Source organism: Cupriavidus oxalaticus (genome assembly GCF_038900635.1).
Taxonomy (GTDB): Bacteria; Pseudomonadota; Gammaproteobacteria; order Burkholderiales; family Burkholderiaceae; genus Cupriavidus; species Cupriavidus oxalaticus_B.
In genome coordinates this window covers 108,409-125,753 of record NZ_JAYMRX010000004.1, presented here as the reverse complement: position 1 = coordinate 125,753, position 17,345 = coordinate 108,409, and the positions used below count along the sequence as shown (strand labels likewise).

15 protein-coding genes are annotated in these 17,345 nt (G+C 65.7%); 13 read left to right on the top strand and 2 right to left on the bottom strand.

Annotated features, from left to right (window positions below; translation table 11 throughout):
• Position 1: 1 nt before the first annotated feature.
• Together VSR71_RS09080 and map are read right to left on the bottom strand one after the other, a co-directional pair.
• A complete protein-coding gene (locus tag VSR71_RS09080; protein ID WP_342913541.1) occupies positions 2–2,593 on the bottom strand; it encodes a [protein-PII] uridylyltransferase in 2,592 nt (863 codons plus the stop codon).
• A gap of 76 nt (positions 2,594–2,669) precedes the next feature.
• Positions 2,670–3,488 carry a type I methionyl aminopeptidase gene (gene map, locus VSR71_RS09075; protein WP_342913540.1) on the bottom strand — a complete coding sequence of 273 codons (819 nt, stop codon included), beginning with the start codon at positions 3,486–3,488 and terminating at the stop codon, positions 2,670–2,672.
• A gap of 346 nt (positions 3,489–3,834) precedes the next feature.
• Between map and rpsB the strand changes: the two genes are divergently transcribed.
• The 13 genes from rpsB (at position 3,835) to lpxA (ending at position 17,332) form a co-directional block, all read left to right on the top strand.
• Complete coding sequence (gene rpsB, locus VSR71_RS09070; RefSeq protein ID WP_342913539.1) at positions 3,835–4,578, top strand: 30S ribosomal protein S2; 744 nt, start codon at positions 3,835–3,837, stop codon at positions 4,576–4,578.
• Positions 4,579–4,862: 284 nt separating this feature from the next.
• Positions 4,863–5,741 (top strand): translation elongation factor Ts, encoded by an 879-nt coding sequence (gene tsf, locus VSR71_RS09065; RefSeq protein WP_342913538.1) that lies wholly within the window; start codon positions 4,863–4,865, stop codon positions 5,739–5,741.
• 308 nt (positions 5,742–6,049) lie between these two features.
• Entirely contained in the window at positions 6,050–6,760 is a 711-nt protein-coding gene (pyrH, locus tag VSR71_RS09060; RefSeq protein ID WP_342913537.1) for a UMP kinase, read from the top strand.
• Positions 6,761–6,877: 117 nt separating this feature from the next.
• Positions 6,878–7,438, top strand: coding sequence for a ribosome recycling factor (frr, locus tag VSR71_RS09055; RefSeq protein WP_342913536.1), 561 nt, complete (start codon positions 6,878–6,880; stop codon positions 7,436–7,438).
• 45 nt (positions 7,439–7,483) lie between these two features.
• Positions 7,484–8,254: an isoprenyl transferase gene (locus tag VSR71_RS09050; RefSeq protein ID WP_342913535.1), complete on the top strand. Its 771-nt coding sequence runs from the start codon at positions 7,484–7,486 to the stop codon at positions 8,252–8,254.
• 50 nt (positions 8,255–8,304) lie between these two features.
• Positions 8,305–9,126 carry a phosphatidate cytidylyltransferase gene (locus VSR71_RS09045; RefSeq protein ID WP_342913534.1) on the top strand — a complete coding sequence of 274 codons (822 nt, stop codon included), beginning with the start codon at positions 8,305–8,307 and terminating at the stop codon, positions 9,124–9,126.
• Between the two features lie 23 nt (positions 9,127–9,149).
• Complete coding sequence (ispC, locus tag VSR71_RS09040; protein ID WP_342913533.1) at positions 9,150–10,331, top strand: 1-deoxy-D-xylulose-5-phosphate reductoisomerase; 1,182 nt, start codon at positions 9,150–9,152, stop codon at positions 10,329–10,331.
• Between the two features lie 116 nt (positions 10,332–10,447).
• Positions 10,448–11,851: an RIP metalloprotease RseP gene (gene rseP / locus VSR71_RS09035; protein WP_342913532.1), complete on the top strand. Its 1,404-nt coding sequence runs from the start codon at positions 10,448–10,450 to the stop codon at positions 11,849–11,851.
• Positions 11,852–11,947: 96 nt separating this feature from the next.
• Entirely contained in the window at positions 11,948–14,281 is a 2,334-nt protein-coding gene (gene bamA / locus VSR71_RS09030) for an outer membrane protein assembly factor BamA (RefSeq protein ID WP_342913531.1), read from the top strand.
• 22 nt (positions 14,282–14,303) lie between these two features.
• On the top strand, positions 14,304–14,831 hold the full coding sequence (locus VSR71_RS09025; protein WP_342913530.1) for an OmpH family outer membrane protein: 528 nt from the start codon (positions 14,304–14,306) through the stop codon (positions 14,829–14,831).
• Between the two features lie 44 nt (positions 14,832–14,875).
• Positions 14,876–15,967, top strand: coding sequence for a UDP-3-O-(3-hydroxymyristoyl)glucosamine N-acyltransferase (gene lpxD, locus VSR71_RS09020; RefSeq protein WP_342913529.1), 1,092 nt, complete (start codon positions 14,876–14,878; stop codon positions 15,965–15,967).
• An 11-nt stretch (positions 15,968–15,978) separates the two neighbouring features.
• Entirely contained in the window at positions 15,979–16,428 is a 450-nt protein-coding gene (fabZ, locus tag VSR71_RS09015) for a 3-hydroxyacyl-ACP dehydratase FabZ (protein WP_342913528.1), read from the top strand.
• Between the two features lie 100 nt (positions 16,429–16,528).
• Positions 16,529–17,332 (top strand): acyl-ACP--UDP-N-acetylglucosamine O-acyltransferase, encoded by an 804-nt coding sequence (gene lpxA / locus VSR71_RS09010; protein ID WP_342913527.1) that lies wholly within the window; start codon positions 16,529–16,531, stop codon positions 17,330–17,332.
• The last annotated feature ends 13 nt before the right edge of the window (positions 17,333–17,345 follow it).

Genomic DNA, 17,345 nt, shown 5'->3' with positions numbered 1-17,345 from the left:
CTCAGATCGCGAGGGCGGCGAGCAAGTCCTGTTCAAGCTGAATCTGCAATCGGTTGTCGGCGGCCAGGCGGCTGCCGTCTACCAGGAACACGTCTTCGACGCGTTCGCCCAGGGTGTTGATGCGTGCCGAATGCACGGACACGCGATGCCGTGCCAGTACGCGGGCGATGGCGTACAGCAGGCCGGTGCGGTCGTTGGCGGACAGCGACAGCAGGTAATACTGGCCGCGCTCGTCCGCGCGCAGGTCCACGCGCGGTTTGATCGGGAAGCTGCGCGACTGGCGCGACAGGCGTCCTTGCGTGGGCTCGGGCAGGGCGTCCTGCTGGCGCAGCTTTTCGCAAAGCTCGTGTTCGACCAGCGCGATGATGTCGCGGTAGTTGCCGCGTTCGTTGCCATTCCCTGCCATGCCGGGGTCGGTGACCTGGAACGTGTCCAGCGCGTAGCCGTGCCGGGTGGTGTGGATCTTGGCGTCCTGGATCGAGAACGCCTTGCGCTCGAAATAGCCGCAGATGCGCGCGAACAGGTCGGGCTGGTCCTGCACATAGACCGCCACCTGCAGGCCTTCGCCCGCGGGCGAGATGCGTGCCTTCACCACCGGCGCGGGGCTGTCGACCTTGTCGTACAGGTGCCGCGTGAGCCAGGCGATATCGCGCGCATCGTGGCGCAGGAAGAAGGCCACGTCGAGCTGCGCCCACAGCGGCTTGCCCAGCTCCGGGTCGAATGCCTTGAGCCGCAGCGTTGAAATGGTTTCTTCCTTGCGCTGCGACCACAGCGAGTGCGAGTCGACCTTGGCGCCGCCGAGCACGCGCAGCGTGATCCGGTACAGGTCTTCCAGCAGCTTGCCCTTCCACGCATTCCAGACCTTGGGGCTGGTGCCGCGGATATCTGCCACCGTCAGCAGGTACAGCGCGGTCAGGTAGCGTTCGCTGCCGACCACGCGTGCAAAGGCATGCACCACTTCCGGATCGGTCAGGTCCTGCTTCTGCGCCACGTGGCTCATGGTCAGGTGGTGCTCGACCAGCCAGCTGATCAGGTCGGCATCTTCGCGCGCGATGCCATGCTGCTTGCAGAAGCGGCGCGCGTCCTGCGTGCCGAGCTTGGAATGGTCGCCACCGCGGCCCTTGGCGATGTCATGGAACAGCGCCGCCACCCACAGTACCCACGGCTTGTCGAAGCTCGCCATCAGCTGGCTGCAGAACGGGAACTCGTGCGTGTGCTCGACGATGGAGAAGCGGCGCATGTTGCGCACCACCATCAGGATGTGCTGGTCCACGGTGTACACATGGAACAGGTCGTGCTGCATCTGCCCGACGATGCGGCGGAAGTTGATCAGGTAGCGCCCCAGCACGCTGGTCTGGTTCATCAGCCGCAGCGCGTGAGTGATGCCCTGGGGTTCCTGCATGATGGCGAGGAACAGGCGGCGGTTTTCCGGGTCGTTGCGCCAGCTTGCGGTCATCACGGTACGCGCGTTGTACAACCCGCGCAGCGTGCGCGGCGACAGGCCCTTCACGCCGGGCGTGCGCTGGTACAGCATGAAGGTTTCCAGGATCGCGTGCGGATCGCGCTCGTAGACGTCGTCGCTGGTGATTTCCAGCATGCCCTGGCGCTCGACAAAGCGTTCGTTGAGCACGCGCGTGACCTGCGACTCGCTCGGGAACAGCATTGCCTCGATGTTCAGCAGCAGCACGCTGTTGAGCTGCGTGACCGCCTTCGCCGCCCAGTAGTAGCGCCGCATCAACTGCTCGCTGGCGCGCTTGTTGGTGGTCTGGCGGTAGCCGAAGGATTCCGCCAGCGCGGTCTGCAGGTCGAAGACCAGCACGTCCTGGCGCCGGCCCGCCACCAGGTGCAGGCGCGCGCGGATGGTCTTGAGCAGGCGCTCGTTGCGCGCCAGCTCCTGCGCTTCGCGCTGCGTCAGCAGGCCGCGCTCGAACAGTTCTTTCCAGCTGTCGCCCAGGCCAGCGGCCTTGGTCATCCACAGGATCACCTGCAGGTCGCGCAGGCCGCCAGGGCTTTCCTTGCAGTTGGGCTCAAGCGCGTAGGGCGTGTCCTGGTACTTGGCGTGGCGCTGGCGCATTTCGAGCAGCTTGGCCTGGAAGAACGCGGCCGGGTCCAGGTCGGCGAGGTAGCGCGTGCGCATCGACTCGAACAGCTTGCGGCTGCCGGTCACCAGCCGCGCCTCCAGCAGCGAGGTCTGGATGGTGATGTCCTGGCGCGATTCGCGGATGCAATCGTCCAGGGTGCGTACCGACGAGCCGATCTCCAGCCCCAAGTCCCAGCACAGGCCGATAAAGCGCTCCAGCCGCCCGGTGGTGTCCTGGCCGGGCTCGGCGGGCAGCAGCAGCAGTACGTCGACGTCCGAATAGGGCAGCAGCTCTCCGCGGCCGTAGCCGCCCACCGCCACCAGCGCCGCACTCGCGGGCATCTCCAGGCCGCGCCAGGCTTCCACCAGCGCGGCGTCGACGGCGCGGCGCAGCCGCGTGATCAGCGTACCGACATTGGTGCTGGTATTGAAGTCGGCAAACAGGGCCTGCTTGGCGGCTTTGAGCTGGTCGCGCACGCGCGTGGCCAGCAGCAGTTCCGGCGTGGTGTCCATGGAGAGGGCGGGGTGGTTCGTGGGCACGGCTGGAAAAATAAGGGCGCCGGTCAGGCGCCCTGGCTGGTGTGCGACCTCAGGCCGCGACGGACTCCGTAATGAAGGCCGGCGGCGCCGGAGTGCCGGCGGATACCGTCAGCACCTCATATCCGGTCTCGGTGACCAGCACGGTGTGCTCCCACTGCGCCGACAGGCTGCGGTCGCGGGTCTTGACCGTCCACTGGTCGGGCATGGTGCGGATATCGCGCTTGCCGGCGTTGATCATCGGCTCCACGGTGAAGATCATGCCGGCCTTGATCTCGGCGCCGGTGCCGGCGCGGCCGTAATGCAGGATCTGCGGGTCTTCGTGGAAGTTCTTGCCGATGCCGTGGCCGCAGTATTCGCGCACCACGCTGTAGCCGGCGGCTTCGGCGTGCACCTGGATGGCATGGCCGATATCGCCGAGGCGCGCGCCGTGGCGTACCTGGGCGATGCCCTTCCACATGCATTCGTATGTCACCTGCGCCAGGCGCTTGGCCAGGATCGAACCCTCGCCGGCGTTGAACATGCGGCTGGTGTCGCCGTAATAGCCTTCCTTGGTGATGACGGTGATGTCCAGGTTGACCGCGTCACCGCTCTTGAGCACGCGCTCGCCCGGGATGCCGTGGCAGATCACGTCGTTGACGGAGGTGCAGATCGCGCCGGGGAAGGGCGGGTAGCCGGGGGGCGCATAGTTCAGCGGCGCCGGCACGGTGCCTTGCACCTCACGCATATAGGCGTGGCACAGGCGATCAAGCTCGCCGGTGGTGACGCCCGGCTGGACGAAGGGCGTGATGTAGTCGAGGACTTCGGAGGCAAGGCGGCAAGCCACGCGCATCTGGGCGATGTCTTCGGCGGTGTTCAGGTAAATGCTCATGCTGCGTCGCCAAAAGTGATGGCGGGGCCACTGGCCGCGCCGAATTCGAAAGGTCAATGTGGGATTATCGCACCATCGGAGCCCGATCGCAGCCTGTCCCGAGGCCCTTTCGGGCGGTGCCTCTCCAATGTGTGTTCTGCCGCGGGGTGGCGGGCGGCTTGAGCGCCCGCTGCTTTTCTTGCTAGAATAGCGGGCTGACTTGGTTGCGGCGCAACATTGCATCCGCCAGGCCGGTATTTTGCAGCATCTGCTGCGATGTTTTTGGAAATCGCTGGCCCGCCTATCCGGGGTGTTCCTTTTCAGGAATGTCGGGGCGGGCTTCAGACCTAACCCTATGGAGAATCACATGTCCGTTACCATGCGCGAAATGCTGGAAGCCGGTTGCCACTTTGGCCACCAGACCCGCTTCTGGAACCCGAAGATGGCCCCCTTCATCTTCGGCCACCGCAACAAGATCCACATCATCAACCTCGAAAAGACGTTGCCGATGTTCCAGGACGCCATGAAGTACGTGCGTCAGCTGGCAGCCAATCGCGGCACCATCCTTTTCGTGGGCACCAAGCGCCAGTCGCGCGAAATCCTGGCTGAAGAAGCAGGCCGCGCCGGCATGCCTTACGTCGACGCCCGCTGGCTCGGTGGCATGCTGACCAACTTCAAGACGGTCAAGATCTCGATCAAGCGCCTGAAGGACATGGAAGCCGCCAAGGAAGCCGGCGCGCTGGAAACCATGAGCAAGAAGGAAGCGCTGATGTTCGAGCGCGAGATGATCAAGCTGGAAAAGTCGATCGGCGGCATCAAGGACATGGGCGGCGTGCCTGACGCCATCTTCGTGGTCGACGTCGGCTACCACAAGATTGCCGTGACCGAAGCCAACAAGCTGGGCATCCCCGTGATCGGCGTGGTCGATACCAACCACTCGCCGGACGGCATCGACTACGTGATCCCGGGCAACGACGACTCGAGCAAGGCTGTGGCCCTGTACGTGCGCGGCGTGGCCGACGCGATCCTGGAAGGCCGTGCCAACGCGGTGCAGGAAGTCGTTGAAGCCGCCCGCGGCGACGATGAATTCGTCGAAGTGCAGGAAGGCTGATAGCCTCCGGCCTGCTGCCTGAAAGGAACCCGATAGCGCGCACGTCAACAAACGACAGGCAGGCATCGCCTGCCGCCCGGCACGCCGGGCAGCGCGCAGGGCGCAAGCCGGGGTACGCCGGCAGCAGGGGAAAAAAAGGGGGCACATCTGGCGCCCCCTTTTTTCGAATTTGAATTGTTGTCATCCGCCGCAGGCAATATCTGCCGCGGGTGCGCTGTAGACCCACCGACCGGGTGCCGCGGGCGACTGCCGGGGCCCGGCGCGAACCATTCAAGGAGTGACAAATGGCGGCAATTACCGCAAGCATGGTTGCAGAACTGCGCGCGAAGACCGACGCGCCGATGATGGAGTGCAAGAAGGCCCTGACCGAGGCCGACGGCGACCTGAACAAGGCCGAAGAGCTGCTGCGCGTCAAGCTGGGCAACAAGGCCAGCAAGGCCGCATCGCGCGTGACCGCTGAAGGCGTGGTCGGTTCGTTCATCGACGGCACCACCGGTGCGCTGGTCGAACTGAACTGCGAGACCGATTTTGTCTCCAAGAACGACGACTTCCTGGCGTTCACGGCCAAGATTGCCGAGCTGATCGCCAAGCAGAACCCGGCCGACGTGGCTGCCCTGTCGGCGCTGGAAATCGACGGCGTGAGCGTGGAAGCCACCCGTGCGGCCCTGATCGGCAAGATCGGCGAGAACATGACGATCCGCCGCTTTGTCCGTTACGCCAACGGCGGCAAGCTGGTTTCGTACCTGCACGGCACCCGTATCGGCGTGATGGTCGAATTCGACGGCGACGAAGCCGCCGCCAAGGACGTCGCCATGCACGTGGCCGCCATGAAGCCGGTGTCGCTGTCGGCCGAGCAGGTCCCCGCCGACCTGATCGCCAAGGAGCGCAGCATCGCCGAGCAGAAGGCTGCCGAATCGGGCAAGCCGGCCGAGATCGTCGCCAAGATGGTCGAGGGTTCGGTACAGAAGTACCTGAAGGAAGTGTCGCTGTTCAACCAGCCGTTCGTGAAGAACGACAAGCAGACCGTCGAGCAGATGCTCAAGGCTGCCAACACGACCGTGAAGGGCTTCACCCTGTATGTCGTGGGCGAAGGCATCGAGAAGAAGCAGGACGACTTCGCCGCTGAAGTGGCCGCCCAGGTGGCCGCTGCCCAGAAGGGCTGATGTCAGGGGCGCGCCGGCCGGCCCTTGCGGGCGGGCCGGGCGCCTATAATGCCGCAGGGGCGCCGCAAGGTGCCCCTCTGCATAAGTAGTGCAGTGATGTATATTGCACGTTGCACTGCAGCAGTCAGCGCTGCAACAGTCAGTTTTCGCGGTCGCCTTCCTGTCGCCTGCCGACAGCGTGGGGCGACCCCGAAAACCGGCTTTCTCCCGCCGGCGGCGCGCCGATCCGCGCCGCCGGTGTCAAAAAATCAATCGTCTCATTTGTGTTCAGTCCCAAACGAGCGACTTGCTCCTGTCCGAGGGTAAACATGCCAGCCTACAAGCGCGTCCTTCTGAAACTGTCCGGTGAAGCCCTGATGGGCGACGATGCCTTCGGCATCAACCGCTCCACCATCGAGGCGATGGTGAACGACATTGCCGAGATCGTGAAGCTCGGCGTCCAGGTCGCGGTGGTCATCGGCGGCGGCAATATCTTCCGCGGCGTTGCGGGCGGCGCGGCCGGCATGGATCGCGCCACGGCCGACTACATGGGCATGCTGGCCACCATGATGAACGCGCTGGCCCTGCAGGACGCGATGCGCCACGCCAATATCGAAGGCCGCGTGCAGTCCGCGCTGCGCATGGACCAGGTGGTCGAGCCCTATATCCGCCCGCGTGCGATCCGCCAGCTCGAAGAGGGCAAGGTGGTGATCTTCGCCGCCGGCACCGGCAACCCGTTCTTCACCACCGACACCGCAGCCGCGCTGCGCGGCGCGGAAATCGGGGCCGAGGTCGTGCTCAAGGCGACCAAGGTGGATGGTGTCTACACCGCCGACCCCAAGAAGGATCCCAGCGCCACGCGCTACAGCACCATCACCTTCGACGAGGCCATCTCGCGCAACCTGCAGGTGATGGATGCCACCGCCTTCGCGCTGTGCCGCGACCAGAAGCTGCCGATCCGGGTGTTCTCTATCACCAAGCCGGGCGCGCTCAAGCGCGTGATCCTGGGCGAAGACGAGGGTACCCTGGTCCACGTCTGAGTCCGGCGCCCCACGATGCCGCGCCACGGCGCTGGTGTCTGGCCGGGCAAAGAGTAGAATGGTTCATTTTCGATCCCGCCCGGCGGGATCATGGTTGGCTGATTTCCGGAGGTTAACATGAGCGTCGCCGACACAAAGAAGAGCGTCGAGCAGAAAATGCAGAAGTCGATCGAAGCCTTCAAGGCCGATCTGGCGAAGATCCGCACTGGCCGTGCCCACACCGGCCTGCTCGACCACGTTCAGGTGGATTACTACGGTTCGATGGTGCCGATCAGCCAGGTCGCCAGCGTCGGCCTGGCCGACGCGCGTACCATCACGGTGCAGCCGTGGGAAAAGAAGATGGTGGGCGCGGTCGAGAAGGCCATCCGCGACTGCGACCTGGGCCTGAACCCGGCCACCATGGGCGACGTCATCCGCGTGCCGATGCCCGCGCTGACCGAAGAGCGCCGCAAGGAGCTGACCAAGGTCGTCAAGGGCGAGGCCGAGGGTGCCAAGATCGCGGTGCGCAACCTGCGCCGCGATGCCAACGAGCAGTTCAAGAAGCTGGTCAAGGACAAGGCCATTTCCGAGGACGACGAGCGCCGCGGCCAGGACGAGGTGCAGAAGCTGACCGACAAGTATGTCGCCGAGATCGACAAGATGGTCGCCGAAAAAGAGAAGGAGATCATGACGGTCTGACGCCGTCCCGGCATTTGCCGGGGCTGCCCGCGACCGTCTGCCATCATGCAGCACATCAGTTCAACGCTCGCCGTACCCGATACCTCCTACGTGCCCCGCCACGTTGCCATCATCATGGACGGCAACGGCCGCTGGGCGACCCAGCGGCATCTGCCGCGTGTTGCCGGGCACTCCCGGGGGCTGGACGCAGTGCGCGCGGTGGTCGAGGCCTGCGCCGCGCGGGGCGTGCAGTACCTGACGCTGTTCGCGTTCAGTTCCGAGAACTGGCGCCGGCCGGCGGACGAGGTCTCGTTCCTGATGCGGCTGTTCATGATGTCGCTGCGGCGCGAAGTCGTGAAGATGCACGCCAACAACATCCGCTTGCGGGTGGTTGGCGATCTCGCCCGCTTCAGCCCGCGCATCCAGAAGTTGATCAAGGATGCCGAGGCGCGCACTGCCGCCAACACCGGCCTGACCGTGACCATCGCCGCCAATTATGGTGGCCGCTGGGACCTGCTGCAGGCCATGCGCAAGATGCTGGCGCGCTCGCCGATGCTCGATCCGGAGTCGATCGACGAATCGATGCTCGCGCCGCACCTGGCCATGGCCTACGCGCCGGAGCCCGACCTGTTCATCCGCACCGGCGGCGAACAGCGCATCAGCAACTTTCTGTTGTGGCAGCTCGCCTATTCGGAGCTGTATTTCACCGACGTGTACTGGCCGGATTTCGACGCTGGCGAGCTGGACAAGGCCTTTGCCTCGTACCGCCAGCGCGAACGCCGTTTCGGCCGCACCAGCGCGCAACTGGTTGCGCCGGGACTATCGGGCACGGCCTGACACCCTGGCCGAGCCAGGCTATTCCAATAATTACCACGGGACCGCAGCGCATGCTCCTCACCCGCGTCATCACCGCCCTGTGCCTGTTGCTGCTGATCCTTCCGATCCTGTTCCTGGCGCCGCCGGCCGGCCTGGCGGGTCTGCTCGGGGTGATCGTGCTGCTGGCGGGCTGGGAATTCGGTCGCCTGATCGGGCTGCGCGGGCCCTGGCCTTATGTCTATGCGCTGGCCTGCCTGATCGCCACCATTACTTGGCATGACATGCCGCTGCGGCACGCCACCACCTGGCTGCTGGAAGCGGCGGTGGTGTGCTGGGGTGTGGCGCTGGTCTTGCTGGCGCGCGGTGTGCGCACCGCGACGCCGGGCTTTGCCGTGCTGGGGGCCATACTAGGCCTGGTCATGCTGCCCGCGTTTGCCCATGCCACAATGATCCTGCGCGGCGCCGGCATCGGCGTGCTGCTGACCGCGGCCGTGCTGGTGTGGGCGGCCGACATCGGCGCCTACTTCACCGGCAAGGCCATCGGCCGGCGCAAGCTGGCACCGTCCATCAGCCCGGGCAAGTCCTGGGAGGGTGCCATCGGCGGCTGGCTGCTGGCGCTCGTCATCGGCCTGGTGTTGGCCGCCACCCATGCCTTCGCGCCCACGTGGTTCTCGGTGCTGGGCGACCGCGGCGGCCTGGGCTATGTGGCCGCGCTGACCACGCTGCTGGTGGCGGCTAGTGTGATCGGCGACCTGTTCGAGTCGCTGCTCAAGCGGCAGGTCGGCATGAAGGACAGCAGCCGGCTGCTGCCGGGCCATGGCGGCGTGCTGGACCGGATCGATGCCTTGCTGCCGGTGTTCCCGCTGGCGGCACTGATGCTGATTTTTCTCTGAAGCCTTCTTTGAAGCGGTCTGATATGCAGCGCATTACCATCCTGGGCGCCACCGGCTCGATCGGCGAAAGCACGCTCGATGTCGTCCGCCGCCATCCCGACCGCTACACCGTGCACGCGCTGACGGCGCATCGGCAAGTGCGCAAGCTGGCCGAGCAATGCAAGGCGTTCCGCCCGGCCCGCGCCGTGGTAGGCAGCGCCGAGGCGGCCGGGGAGCTGCAGGCGCTGCTGCGCGACGCCGGTGTCGATACCCAAGTCGGCCACGGCGAGGCCGAGCTGGAATCGGTTGCCGCCGACGCGCAGACCGACGCCGTGATGGCTGCGATCGTCGGCGCCGCCGGGCTGCGCCCGACGCTGGCCGCTGCGCGCGCCGGCAAGCGTGTATTGCTCGCCAACAAGGAAGCGCTGGTGATGTCCGGCCGCATCTTCATGGATGCGGTGCGCGAACATGGCGCCACGCTGCTGCCGATCGACAGCGAGCACAACGCCATCTTCCAGTGCCTGCCTGCCGACGACCCGCGCTATGGCCGCGGGGTGGCCAGGGTGCTGCTGACCGCGTCGGGCGGGCCGTTCCGCACGCGCGATCCCGACACGCTGCATGACATTTCGCCCGACGAGGCCTGCGCCCACCCGAACTGGGTCATGGGCCGCAAGATCTCGGTCGACTCCGCCACCATGATGAACAAGGGCCTCGAGGTCATCGAGGCGCACTGGCTGTTCGGCGCGCCGGCCGAGCGCATCGAGGTGCTGATCCACCCGCAGAGCATCGTGCATTCGATGGTGGCCTACCACGACGGCTCGGTGCTGGCGCAGCTGGGCAACCCGGACATGCGCACGCCGATCGCCTACGGCCTGGCTTATCCCGAGCGCATCGATGCCGGCGTGACGCCGCTCGACCTGACGCTGGCCGGCGGGCTGCATTTCGAGAAGCCGGATCTGCAGCGCTTCCCGTGCCTGGGGCTGGCCTTCGACGCCCTGCGCGCCGGCGGCGTGGCCCCGGCCGTGCTCAACGCCGCCAACGAGGTGGCGGTCGAGGCATTCCTGGGCGGAAAAGTGCGCTTCACCGATATCTCGCGGCTGGTGGCGCAGGTGCTCCAGGCAGCACCTGTCGGCACGGCGGACACGCTTGACGCCATCCTCGATGCCGACCGCATGGCGCGCGCAGCCGCGCGCGCGGCCGTTGCAGGACTGGCGTTGCGCCACTGATCCGACGGGCCGGCCTGCCGCATCTGCGACAATAGCGGCTGCGGCGGCCCCGGACATGCCGGTACTCCCGGATCCGAGCGCGCCAGTCCAGACACTGTTACTGACGTCCCGACGCCATGCAAACCGTACTCGCTTTCATTGTTGCCCTGTGCGTGCTCATCTACGTGCACGAGATGGGGCATTACCTCGCCGCGCGCGCCTGCGGCGTGAAGGTGTTGCGCTTTTCGATCGGTTTCGGGCGGCCACTGCTGCGCTGGATCTCGAAAAGCCGCGACCGCACCGAATGGACGGTGGCGGCCATCCCGCTGGGCGGCTACGTGAAGATGCTGGACGAGCGCGAGTTCGACCCCGAGCGCGACGTCCGGATCGATCCGGCCGACCTGCCGCGCGCGTTCAACCGCCAGCCGGTCGGCAAGCGCTTCATCATTGTCGCGGCCGGGCCGCTGGCCAATTTCCTGCTGGCGATCGTGCTGTACTTCGCGCTGTTCGCCGGCGGCATGCGCGAGCCCGCGCCCATCGTCGCCGCACCGGCGGCCGGCACCATGGCGCAGCAGGCCGGCGTGCGCGAAGGCGACCGGGTGCTGTCGCTGACCGCCAACGGCCATACCGAAGCGGTGCGTTCCTGGAACGACCTGCGCATGGCGGTCTTCGCCGAGGGCTTCGGCGATGCGCGCGCCGTGCTGCGCGTGCGCGGCGCCGATGGCGCTGAGCGGGACGTCGCGCTGGCGCGCCTGCCCAATACCGGCGGCAACCCGGAGCAGGATCCGCTCAGCACGCTGGGCCTGAATCTGAAAGGCGGGCCGGTCACGATCACCGAAGTATTGTCGGACTCGGCCGCCGAGCGCGCCGGGCTGAAGAAGGGCGACCGCGTCGTCGCCTGGCAGGGCACCCCGCTGACCCAGGCCAGCGCGTTGATCAAGGCGGTGCGCAGCCAGCCGGGACAGACCGTCACGCTCGGCATCGAGCGCGACGGCAAGCGGCTGGACGTGCCGGTGACGCTGGACGCCGCCGCCCCGCGCGACGGCGAGAAGGATGCCAGCGGCGCGCCGGCGCCGCCCGCAGGCAAGCTGGGCGCGGCGCTCAGCCAGGCGGTGGAGATGGAGACGGTGCGCTACCGTCCGGACGAGGCGATGGCGCGCGCGGTTGGCCAGGTGTGGGACACCAGCGCGCTGTCGCTGAAGCTGCTGGGCAAAATGCTGGTGGGTCAGGCGTCGCTGCAGAACCTGAGCGGTCCGCTGACCGTGGCCGACTACGCCGGGCGTGCCGCAAACCTCGGCCTGCAGGCCTTTGTCAGCTTCCTGGCGCTGGTCAGCGTCAGCCTCGGTGTACTGAATTTGTTACCTATTCCGGTTCTGGATGGGGGGCATTTGCTGTATTATTGCGTGGAATTTTTGACTGGCCGGCCCGTACCAGACCACTGGCAGGCAATGCTGCAGAAGGTTGGCATTGCCTGCATCCTGCTCCTGACCTCGCTCGCTTTGTTCAATGACGTCAGCCGAATGTTTCTGGCGAACGGCTAGAAACGCATGTCGGCAAGGGGGCGGTCGTGTCGTCGGACACCGTCGCCAGGGGGCGCCATTGCCATGCGCAGTCCCACGAAGCATGGAAAATCCTGGATGGAATCAAAGAGGGGATCAACATTGATCAGACATAAGCGCATTTCGCTGGGTTTGCTGGCGAGTGCCGTTATTGCAGCCTGGAGCCCGGCGGGCTGGGCTGCCGATCCGTTCGTCGTCAGGGACATCCGCGTTGAGGGCCTGCAACGCGTCGAGCCGGGTACGGTGTTTGGCTACCTCCCTGTGCGCGTCGGCGAAACCTTCACCGACGACAAGGGCGCCGACGCGATCCGTGCCCTCTACAATACCGGCTTCTTCAAGGACGTGCAGATCCGCGCCGAAGACGGCGTGCTGGTCGTGCAGGTGGAAGAACGCCCGGCGATCTCGCAGCTGGAATTCGTTGGCATCAAGGAATTCGACAAGGACACGCTGCGCCGCTCGCTGCGCGCGGTCGGCGTCGCCGAAGCGCGTTACTACGACAAGGCGCTGATCGACAAGGCGGAGCAGGAGCTCAAGCGCCAGTACGTCGCGCGCGGCTACTATGCCGCCGACGTGCAGACCACGGTCACGCCGGTGGACCGCAACCGCGTCTCGGTCGTGTTCAACGTCGAGGAAGGCCCGGTCGCCAAGATCCGCCAGATCAATATCGTCGGCAACAAGGCGTTCAAGGAAAGCACGCTGCGCGACGAGATGCAGCTGTCCACGCCGAACTGGCTGTCGTGGTACACCAAGAATGACCTGTACTCGAAGCAGAAGCTGACGGCCGACCTGGAGGCGCTGCGCTCCTACTACCTGAACCGCGGCTATCTCGAGTTCGCGATCGAATCGACCCAGGTGTCGATCACGCCGGACAAGAAGGACATCTACCTGACCTTGAACATCAAGGAAGGCGAGCAGTACAAGGTGTCCGATATCCGCCTGGCCGGCGAACTGCTGGGCAAGCAGGAGGAAATGGAAAAGCTGCTGCAGCTGAAGAAGGGCGACATCTTCTCGTCCGAAAAGCTCACTGCCAGCACCAAGGCCATTACCGATCTGCTGGGCACCTATGGCTACGCCTTCACCACGATCAACCCGCAGCCCAACATCGACCAGGAAAAGCGTGAGGTCGCGCTGACGCTGATGGTCGACCCGGGACGGCGCGTCTACGTGCGCCGCGTCAACGTGGTGGGCAACAGCAAGACCCGCGACGAAGTGGTGCGCCGCGAGATGCGCCAGATGGAAAGCTCGTGGTTCGACAGCGAGAAGCTGCAGCAGTCGCAGGCGCGTATCAACCGGACCGGCTACTTCACCGACACCAACATCACCACCGAGGACGTGGCCGGCGCGCCCGACCAGGTCGATGTGAACGTCAACGTGACCGAAAAGCCGACCGGCCAGATCAGCCTGGGCGTGGGCTTCTCGTCCACCGACAAGCTGGTGCTGCAGGCCGGCCTGCGCCAGGACAACGTGTTCGGCTCCGGTACCAGCCTGGGCCTGGACGTGAACACCGCCAAGTCGTTCCGTACCATCGCGCTGACGCAGTACGACCCGTACTTCACGGTGGACGGCATCAGCCGCTCGACCGATATCTACTACCGTACCTCGCGTCCGCTGTACTACACCGGCGACCAGGACTACAAGATCGTCTCCGCCGGCGGCGGCTTCAAGTTCGGCGTGCCGTTCTCGGAAGTCGACACCGTGTTCTTCGGTATCGGTTACGAGCGGACCCAGGTCTATACCTCGGTCAACACGCCGAGCCAGTACACGGCGTGGCTGAATGCGATCGGCAAGAACAGCGGCGACGGCATCAACAACTTCCCGTTCACCATCGGCTGGGCACGCGACCGCCGCGACAGCGCGCTGGTCCCGACCAAGGGCCCGTACACCCAGGCCAACCTGGAAGTGGGCCTGCCGGGTGGCGATACGCAGTACTACCGCGCCAGCGTGCAGCAGCAGTACTTCTACCCGATCTCGAAGTCGTTCACGCTGGCGCTGAACGGTGAAGTCGCCTACGGCCACGGCTACGGCAACACGCCGTTCCCGGTGTTCAAGTACTTCTACGCCGGTGGTATCGGCTCGGTGCGCGGCTACCAGACCAGCACTCTGGGCCCGAAGGACCAGAACGGCAACCCGGTGGGTGGTGCGTCCAAGATGATCGGCAACGTGGAATTCATCTTCCCGCTGCCGGGCTCGGGCGTCGACCGCACGCTGCGCCTGTTCACGTTCTTCGACTTCGGTAACGTCTACCAGGAAGGCGCACCGATTTCGTTCAGCGACCTCAAGTACTCGACCGGCTTCGGCATGTCGTGGCTGTCGCCGATCGGCCCGCTGAAGATCAGCATGGGCTTCCCGCTCAACCGGGACGAGACCGACAAGACGCAGCGCTTCCAGTTCCAGATCGGGACGGCATTCTGATTCTGTAAAAGGATCTGTTTTCATGATGACAACATCCAAACTGGTCAAATCCCTGGGCGCCGCCGCATTCGCCACCGCCGCGCTCTGCGCCGCGATGCCGGCCCTGGCCCAGGAGGCGCGCATTGCCGCCGTCAATTCCGAGCGTATCCTGCGCGATTCGCAGCCGGCCAAGCTGGCCCAGGTCAAGCTGGAGCAGGAGTTCTCCAAGCGCGACCGCGAGCTGCAGGACATGGCCCAGAAGATCAAGGGCATGGCCGACAAGCTCGACAAGGACACCGCCGTGCTGGCCGATTCCGACCGCCAGCGCCGCCAGCGCGAGGTGGCCGACCTCGATCGCGAGTTCCAGCGCAAGCAGCGCGAGTTCCGCGAGGACCTGAACCAGCGCCGCAATGAAGAACTGGCGCAGGTGCTCGAGCGCGCCAACCGCGTGATCCGCCAGCTGGCGGAACAGCGCAAGTACGACCTCATCGTGCAGGAAGCGGTGTACGTCAACCCGCGCATCGATATCACCGATGAGGTGATGAAGGCGCTGAACACCGGCAGCAAGTAAGCCGCTGCTGTTCTTTCGTAGCGTTTTTTTCAGGAAGTACCGCCATGAAGACACCCACACTGGGTCAGCTCGCCACCGAGAACGGCGCGCAGGTTGTGGGTGATCCCGACCTGGCGATCGTTGGCCTGGCTCCCCTTGACCAGGCTTCGGCAGGCGAACTCTCGTTCCTGTCCAATCCGCTCTACCTGCAGCAGGCGCTGGATTCGCAAGCCGGCGCCGTGATCGTGTCGCAGGCCGACCTCGAGCGCATCCGCGCCGATGGCCGTGCCGACGGCCGCAACTGGCTGGTGGCGCGCAATCCCTACGTCTGCTTTGCGCGCGTGGCGCAGCGCTTCGATCGTGAAGCCAACCAAGATCCGCGCGTCGGTATCGACCCGCGCGCCAGCGTGTCGCCGGATGCGGTGGTGCCGGCGTCGTGCTTCATCGGCCCGAACGTGGTCATCGAGCGCGGCGCGCGGCTGGGCGAGCGCGTCCGCATCCTGGCCAACGGCTACGTCGGTGCCGGGGCCGAGATCGGCGACGATTCGCTGCTGTACGCCAACGTTTCGGTCTACCACCACTGCGTGGTCGGCGCGCGCGCCATCCTGCACAGCGGCGTGGTGATCGGCGCCGATGGCTTCGGTTTCGCGCCGGATATCAGCGCGACGGGCGTCGAATACGTGAAGATCCCGCAGACGGGGCGGGCGGTGCTGGGCAATGACGTGGAGGTCGGCGCCAATACGGCGATCGACCGCGGCGCCATGGCCGACACCGTGGTCGAGGACGGCTGCAAGATCGACAACCAGGTCCAGATCGCGCACAACGTGCGGGTCGGCGCCCATACGGTCATCGCAGGCTGCGCCGCGGTATCGGGCAGCACGCGCATCGGCCGCTTCTGCGTGATCGGGGGCGCGGCCAACTTTGCCGGCCACCTGACCATTGCCGACCGCACCACAGTGTCCGGCGGTACCTCCATCACCAAATCCATTACCAAGCCCGGGGGCCATTTCACCAGCGTCTTCCCGTTCCTGCCGCACGGCGAGTGGGAACGCAACGCAGCCATCGTGCGCGGCCTGAGCAAGCTGCGCGAACGGGTGGTGGCGCTGGAACGTCGCCTGCGCGGACAAACCGCCGGCTCCCAAACCTCACAAGACTAAGAGAAATCATCATGACCGCAGCCGACATTGACATTCGGAAGATCCTCAAGCTGCTGCCGCATCGATATCCGATGCTGCTGGTCGACCGCGTGCTGGAGTTCGATCCGCAGAAGCGCATCAAGACGCTGAAGAACGTCACCATTAATGAGCCGTTTTTCCAGGGCCATTTCCCGGGCCATCCGGTGATGCCTGGCGTGATGATCCTGGAGGCGCTGGCGCAGTCTGCCGGCCTGCTGACCTTCGGCGCCGACATGGAGCGCAAGGAAGACGCGCTGTACTACTTCGTCGGCATTGACGGGGCCCGCTTCAAGCAGGTGGTGTACCCCGGCGACCAGCTGCACATGAATGTGACGGTCGAGCGCTACATCCGCGGCATCTGGAAATTCAAGGCATTCGCCACCGTGGACGACAAGGTCGCCTGCGAGGCGGAGCTGATGTGCACCGTGAAGCAGGCCGAGTGAGGCCGGCTGCCGCGCTCCCGCACGGGCGCGCGGCGCGGACGGGAACCTTTGCCGCGCGCAGGGGCCCACTCTTCACCAGACACACCACAGGACAGGACGTATGACGCAAATCCACCCCACCGCCCTGGTTGACCCGAAGGCAGAACTGGCAGCCGACGTGACCGTCGGGCCGTTCTCTATCGTCGGCCCCAATGTGCGGATCGGCAGCGGCACCCGGATCGGCTCGCATACGACGGTCGAGGGCCATACCACGATCGGCGAGGGCAACAACATCGGTCCCTATGCCTCGGTCGGCGGCGTGCCGCAGGACATGAAGTACCGCAACGAGCCGACCCGGCTCGAAATCGGCGACCGCAACACCATCCGCGAATTCACCACGATCCACACCGGCACGATGCAGGACCGCGGCCTGACCAGCATCGGCAGCGACAACTGGATCATGGCCTATGTGCATATCGCGCATGACTGCTCGGTCGGCAACCACACCGTGTTTTCCAGCAACGCGCAGATCGCCGGCCACGTCGACGTGGGCGACTGGGCCATCCTGGGCGGCATGAGCGGCGTGCACCAGTTCGTGCGCATCGGCGCCCACGCGATGCTGGGCGGTGCCTCGGCGCTGGTGCAGGACGTGCCGCCATTCGTGATCGCCGCCAGCGACAAGGGCGGCAACAAGGCGACGCCGCACGGCGTCAACGTCGAGGGACTGCGCCGCCGCGGCTTCGACGCGGGGCAGATTGCCGCGCTGCGACAGGCCTACAAGCTGCTCTACAAGTCCGACCTCAGCTTTGACGAGGCCCGCAACGAGATCGCCGCCTTGCTGGCCCAGTCAGATGCCGGTACCGCGGCGCCGCTGCAGGCGTTCGTCGACTTCCTTGCCGCCACCCAGCGCGGCATCGTGCGCTGAGCCCGGGCCGCAC

What these genes read in the sequence shown, in the direction of transcription:
- VSR71_RS09080 (WP_342913541.1), bottom strand. Translation starts at nt 2,593, where the DNA reads ATGGACACCACGCCGGAACTGCTGCTGGCCACGCGCGTGCGCGACCAG.
- map (WP_342913540.1), bottom strand. Translation starts at nt 3,488, where the DNA reads ATGAGCATTTACCTGAACACCGCCGAAGACATCGCCCAGATGCGCGTG.
- rpsB (WP_342913539.1), top strand. Translation starts at nt 3,835, where the DNA reads ATGTCCGTTACCATGCGCGAAATGCTGGAAGCCGGTTGCCACTTTGGC.
- tsf (WP_342913538.1), top strand. Translation starts at nt 4,863, where the DNA reads ATGGCGGCAATTACCGCAAGCATGGTTGCAGAACTGCGCGCGAAGACC.
- pyrH (WP_342913537.1), top strand. Translation starts at nt 6,050, where the DNA reads ATGCCAGCCTACAAGCGCGTCCTTCTGAAACTGTCCGGTGAAGCCCTG.
- frr (WP_342913536.1), top strand. Translation starts at nt 6,878, where the DNA reads ATGAGCGTCGCCGACACAAAGAAGAGCGTCGAGCAGAAAATGCAGAAG.
- VSR71_RS09050 (WP_342913535.1), top strand. Translation starts at nt 7,484, where the DNA reads ATGCAGCACATCAGTTCAACGCTCGCCGTACCCGATACCTCCTACGTG.
- VSR71_RS09045 (WP_342913534.1), top strand. Translation starts at nt 8,305, where the DNA reads ATGCTCCTCACCCGCGTCATCACCGCCCTGTGCCTGTTGCTGCTGATC.
- ispC (WP_342913533.1), top strand. Translation starts at nt 9,150, where the DNA reads ATGCAGCGCATTACCATCCTGGGCGCCACCGGCTCGATCGGCGAAAGC.
- rseP (WP_342913532.1), top strand. Translation starts at nt 10,448, where the DNA reads ATGCAAACCGTACTCGCTTTCATTGTTGCCCTGTGCGTGCTCATCTAC.
- bamA (WP_342913531.1), top strand. Translation starts at nt 11,948, where the DNA reads ATGGAATCAAAGAGGGGATCAACATTGATCAGACATAAGCGCATTTCG.
- VSR71_RS09025 (WP_342913530.1), top strand. Translation starts at nt 14,304, where the DNA reads ATGATGACAACATCCAAACTGGTCAAATCCCTGGGCGCCGCCGCATTC.
- lpxD (WP_342913529.1), top strand. Translation starts at nt 14,876, where the DNA reads ATGAAGACACCCACACTGGGTCAGCTCGCCACCGAGAACGGCGCGCAG.
- fabZ (WP_342913528.1), top strand. Translation starts at nt 15,979, where the DNA reads ATGACCGCAGCCGACATTGACATTCGGAAGATCCTCAAGCTGCTGCCG.
- lpxA (WP_342913527.1), top strand. Translation starts at nt 16,529, where the DNA reads ATGACGCAAATCCACCCCACCGCCCTGGTTGACCCGAAGGCAGAACTG.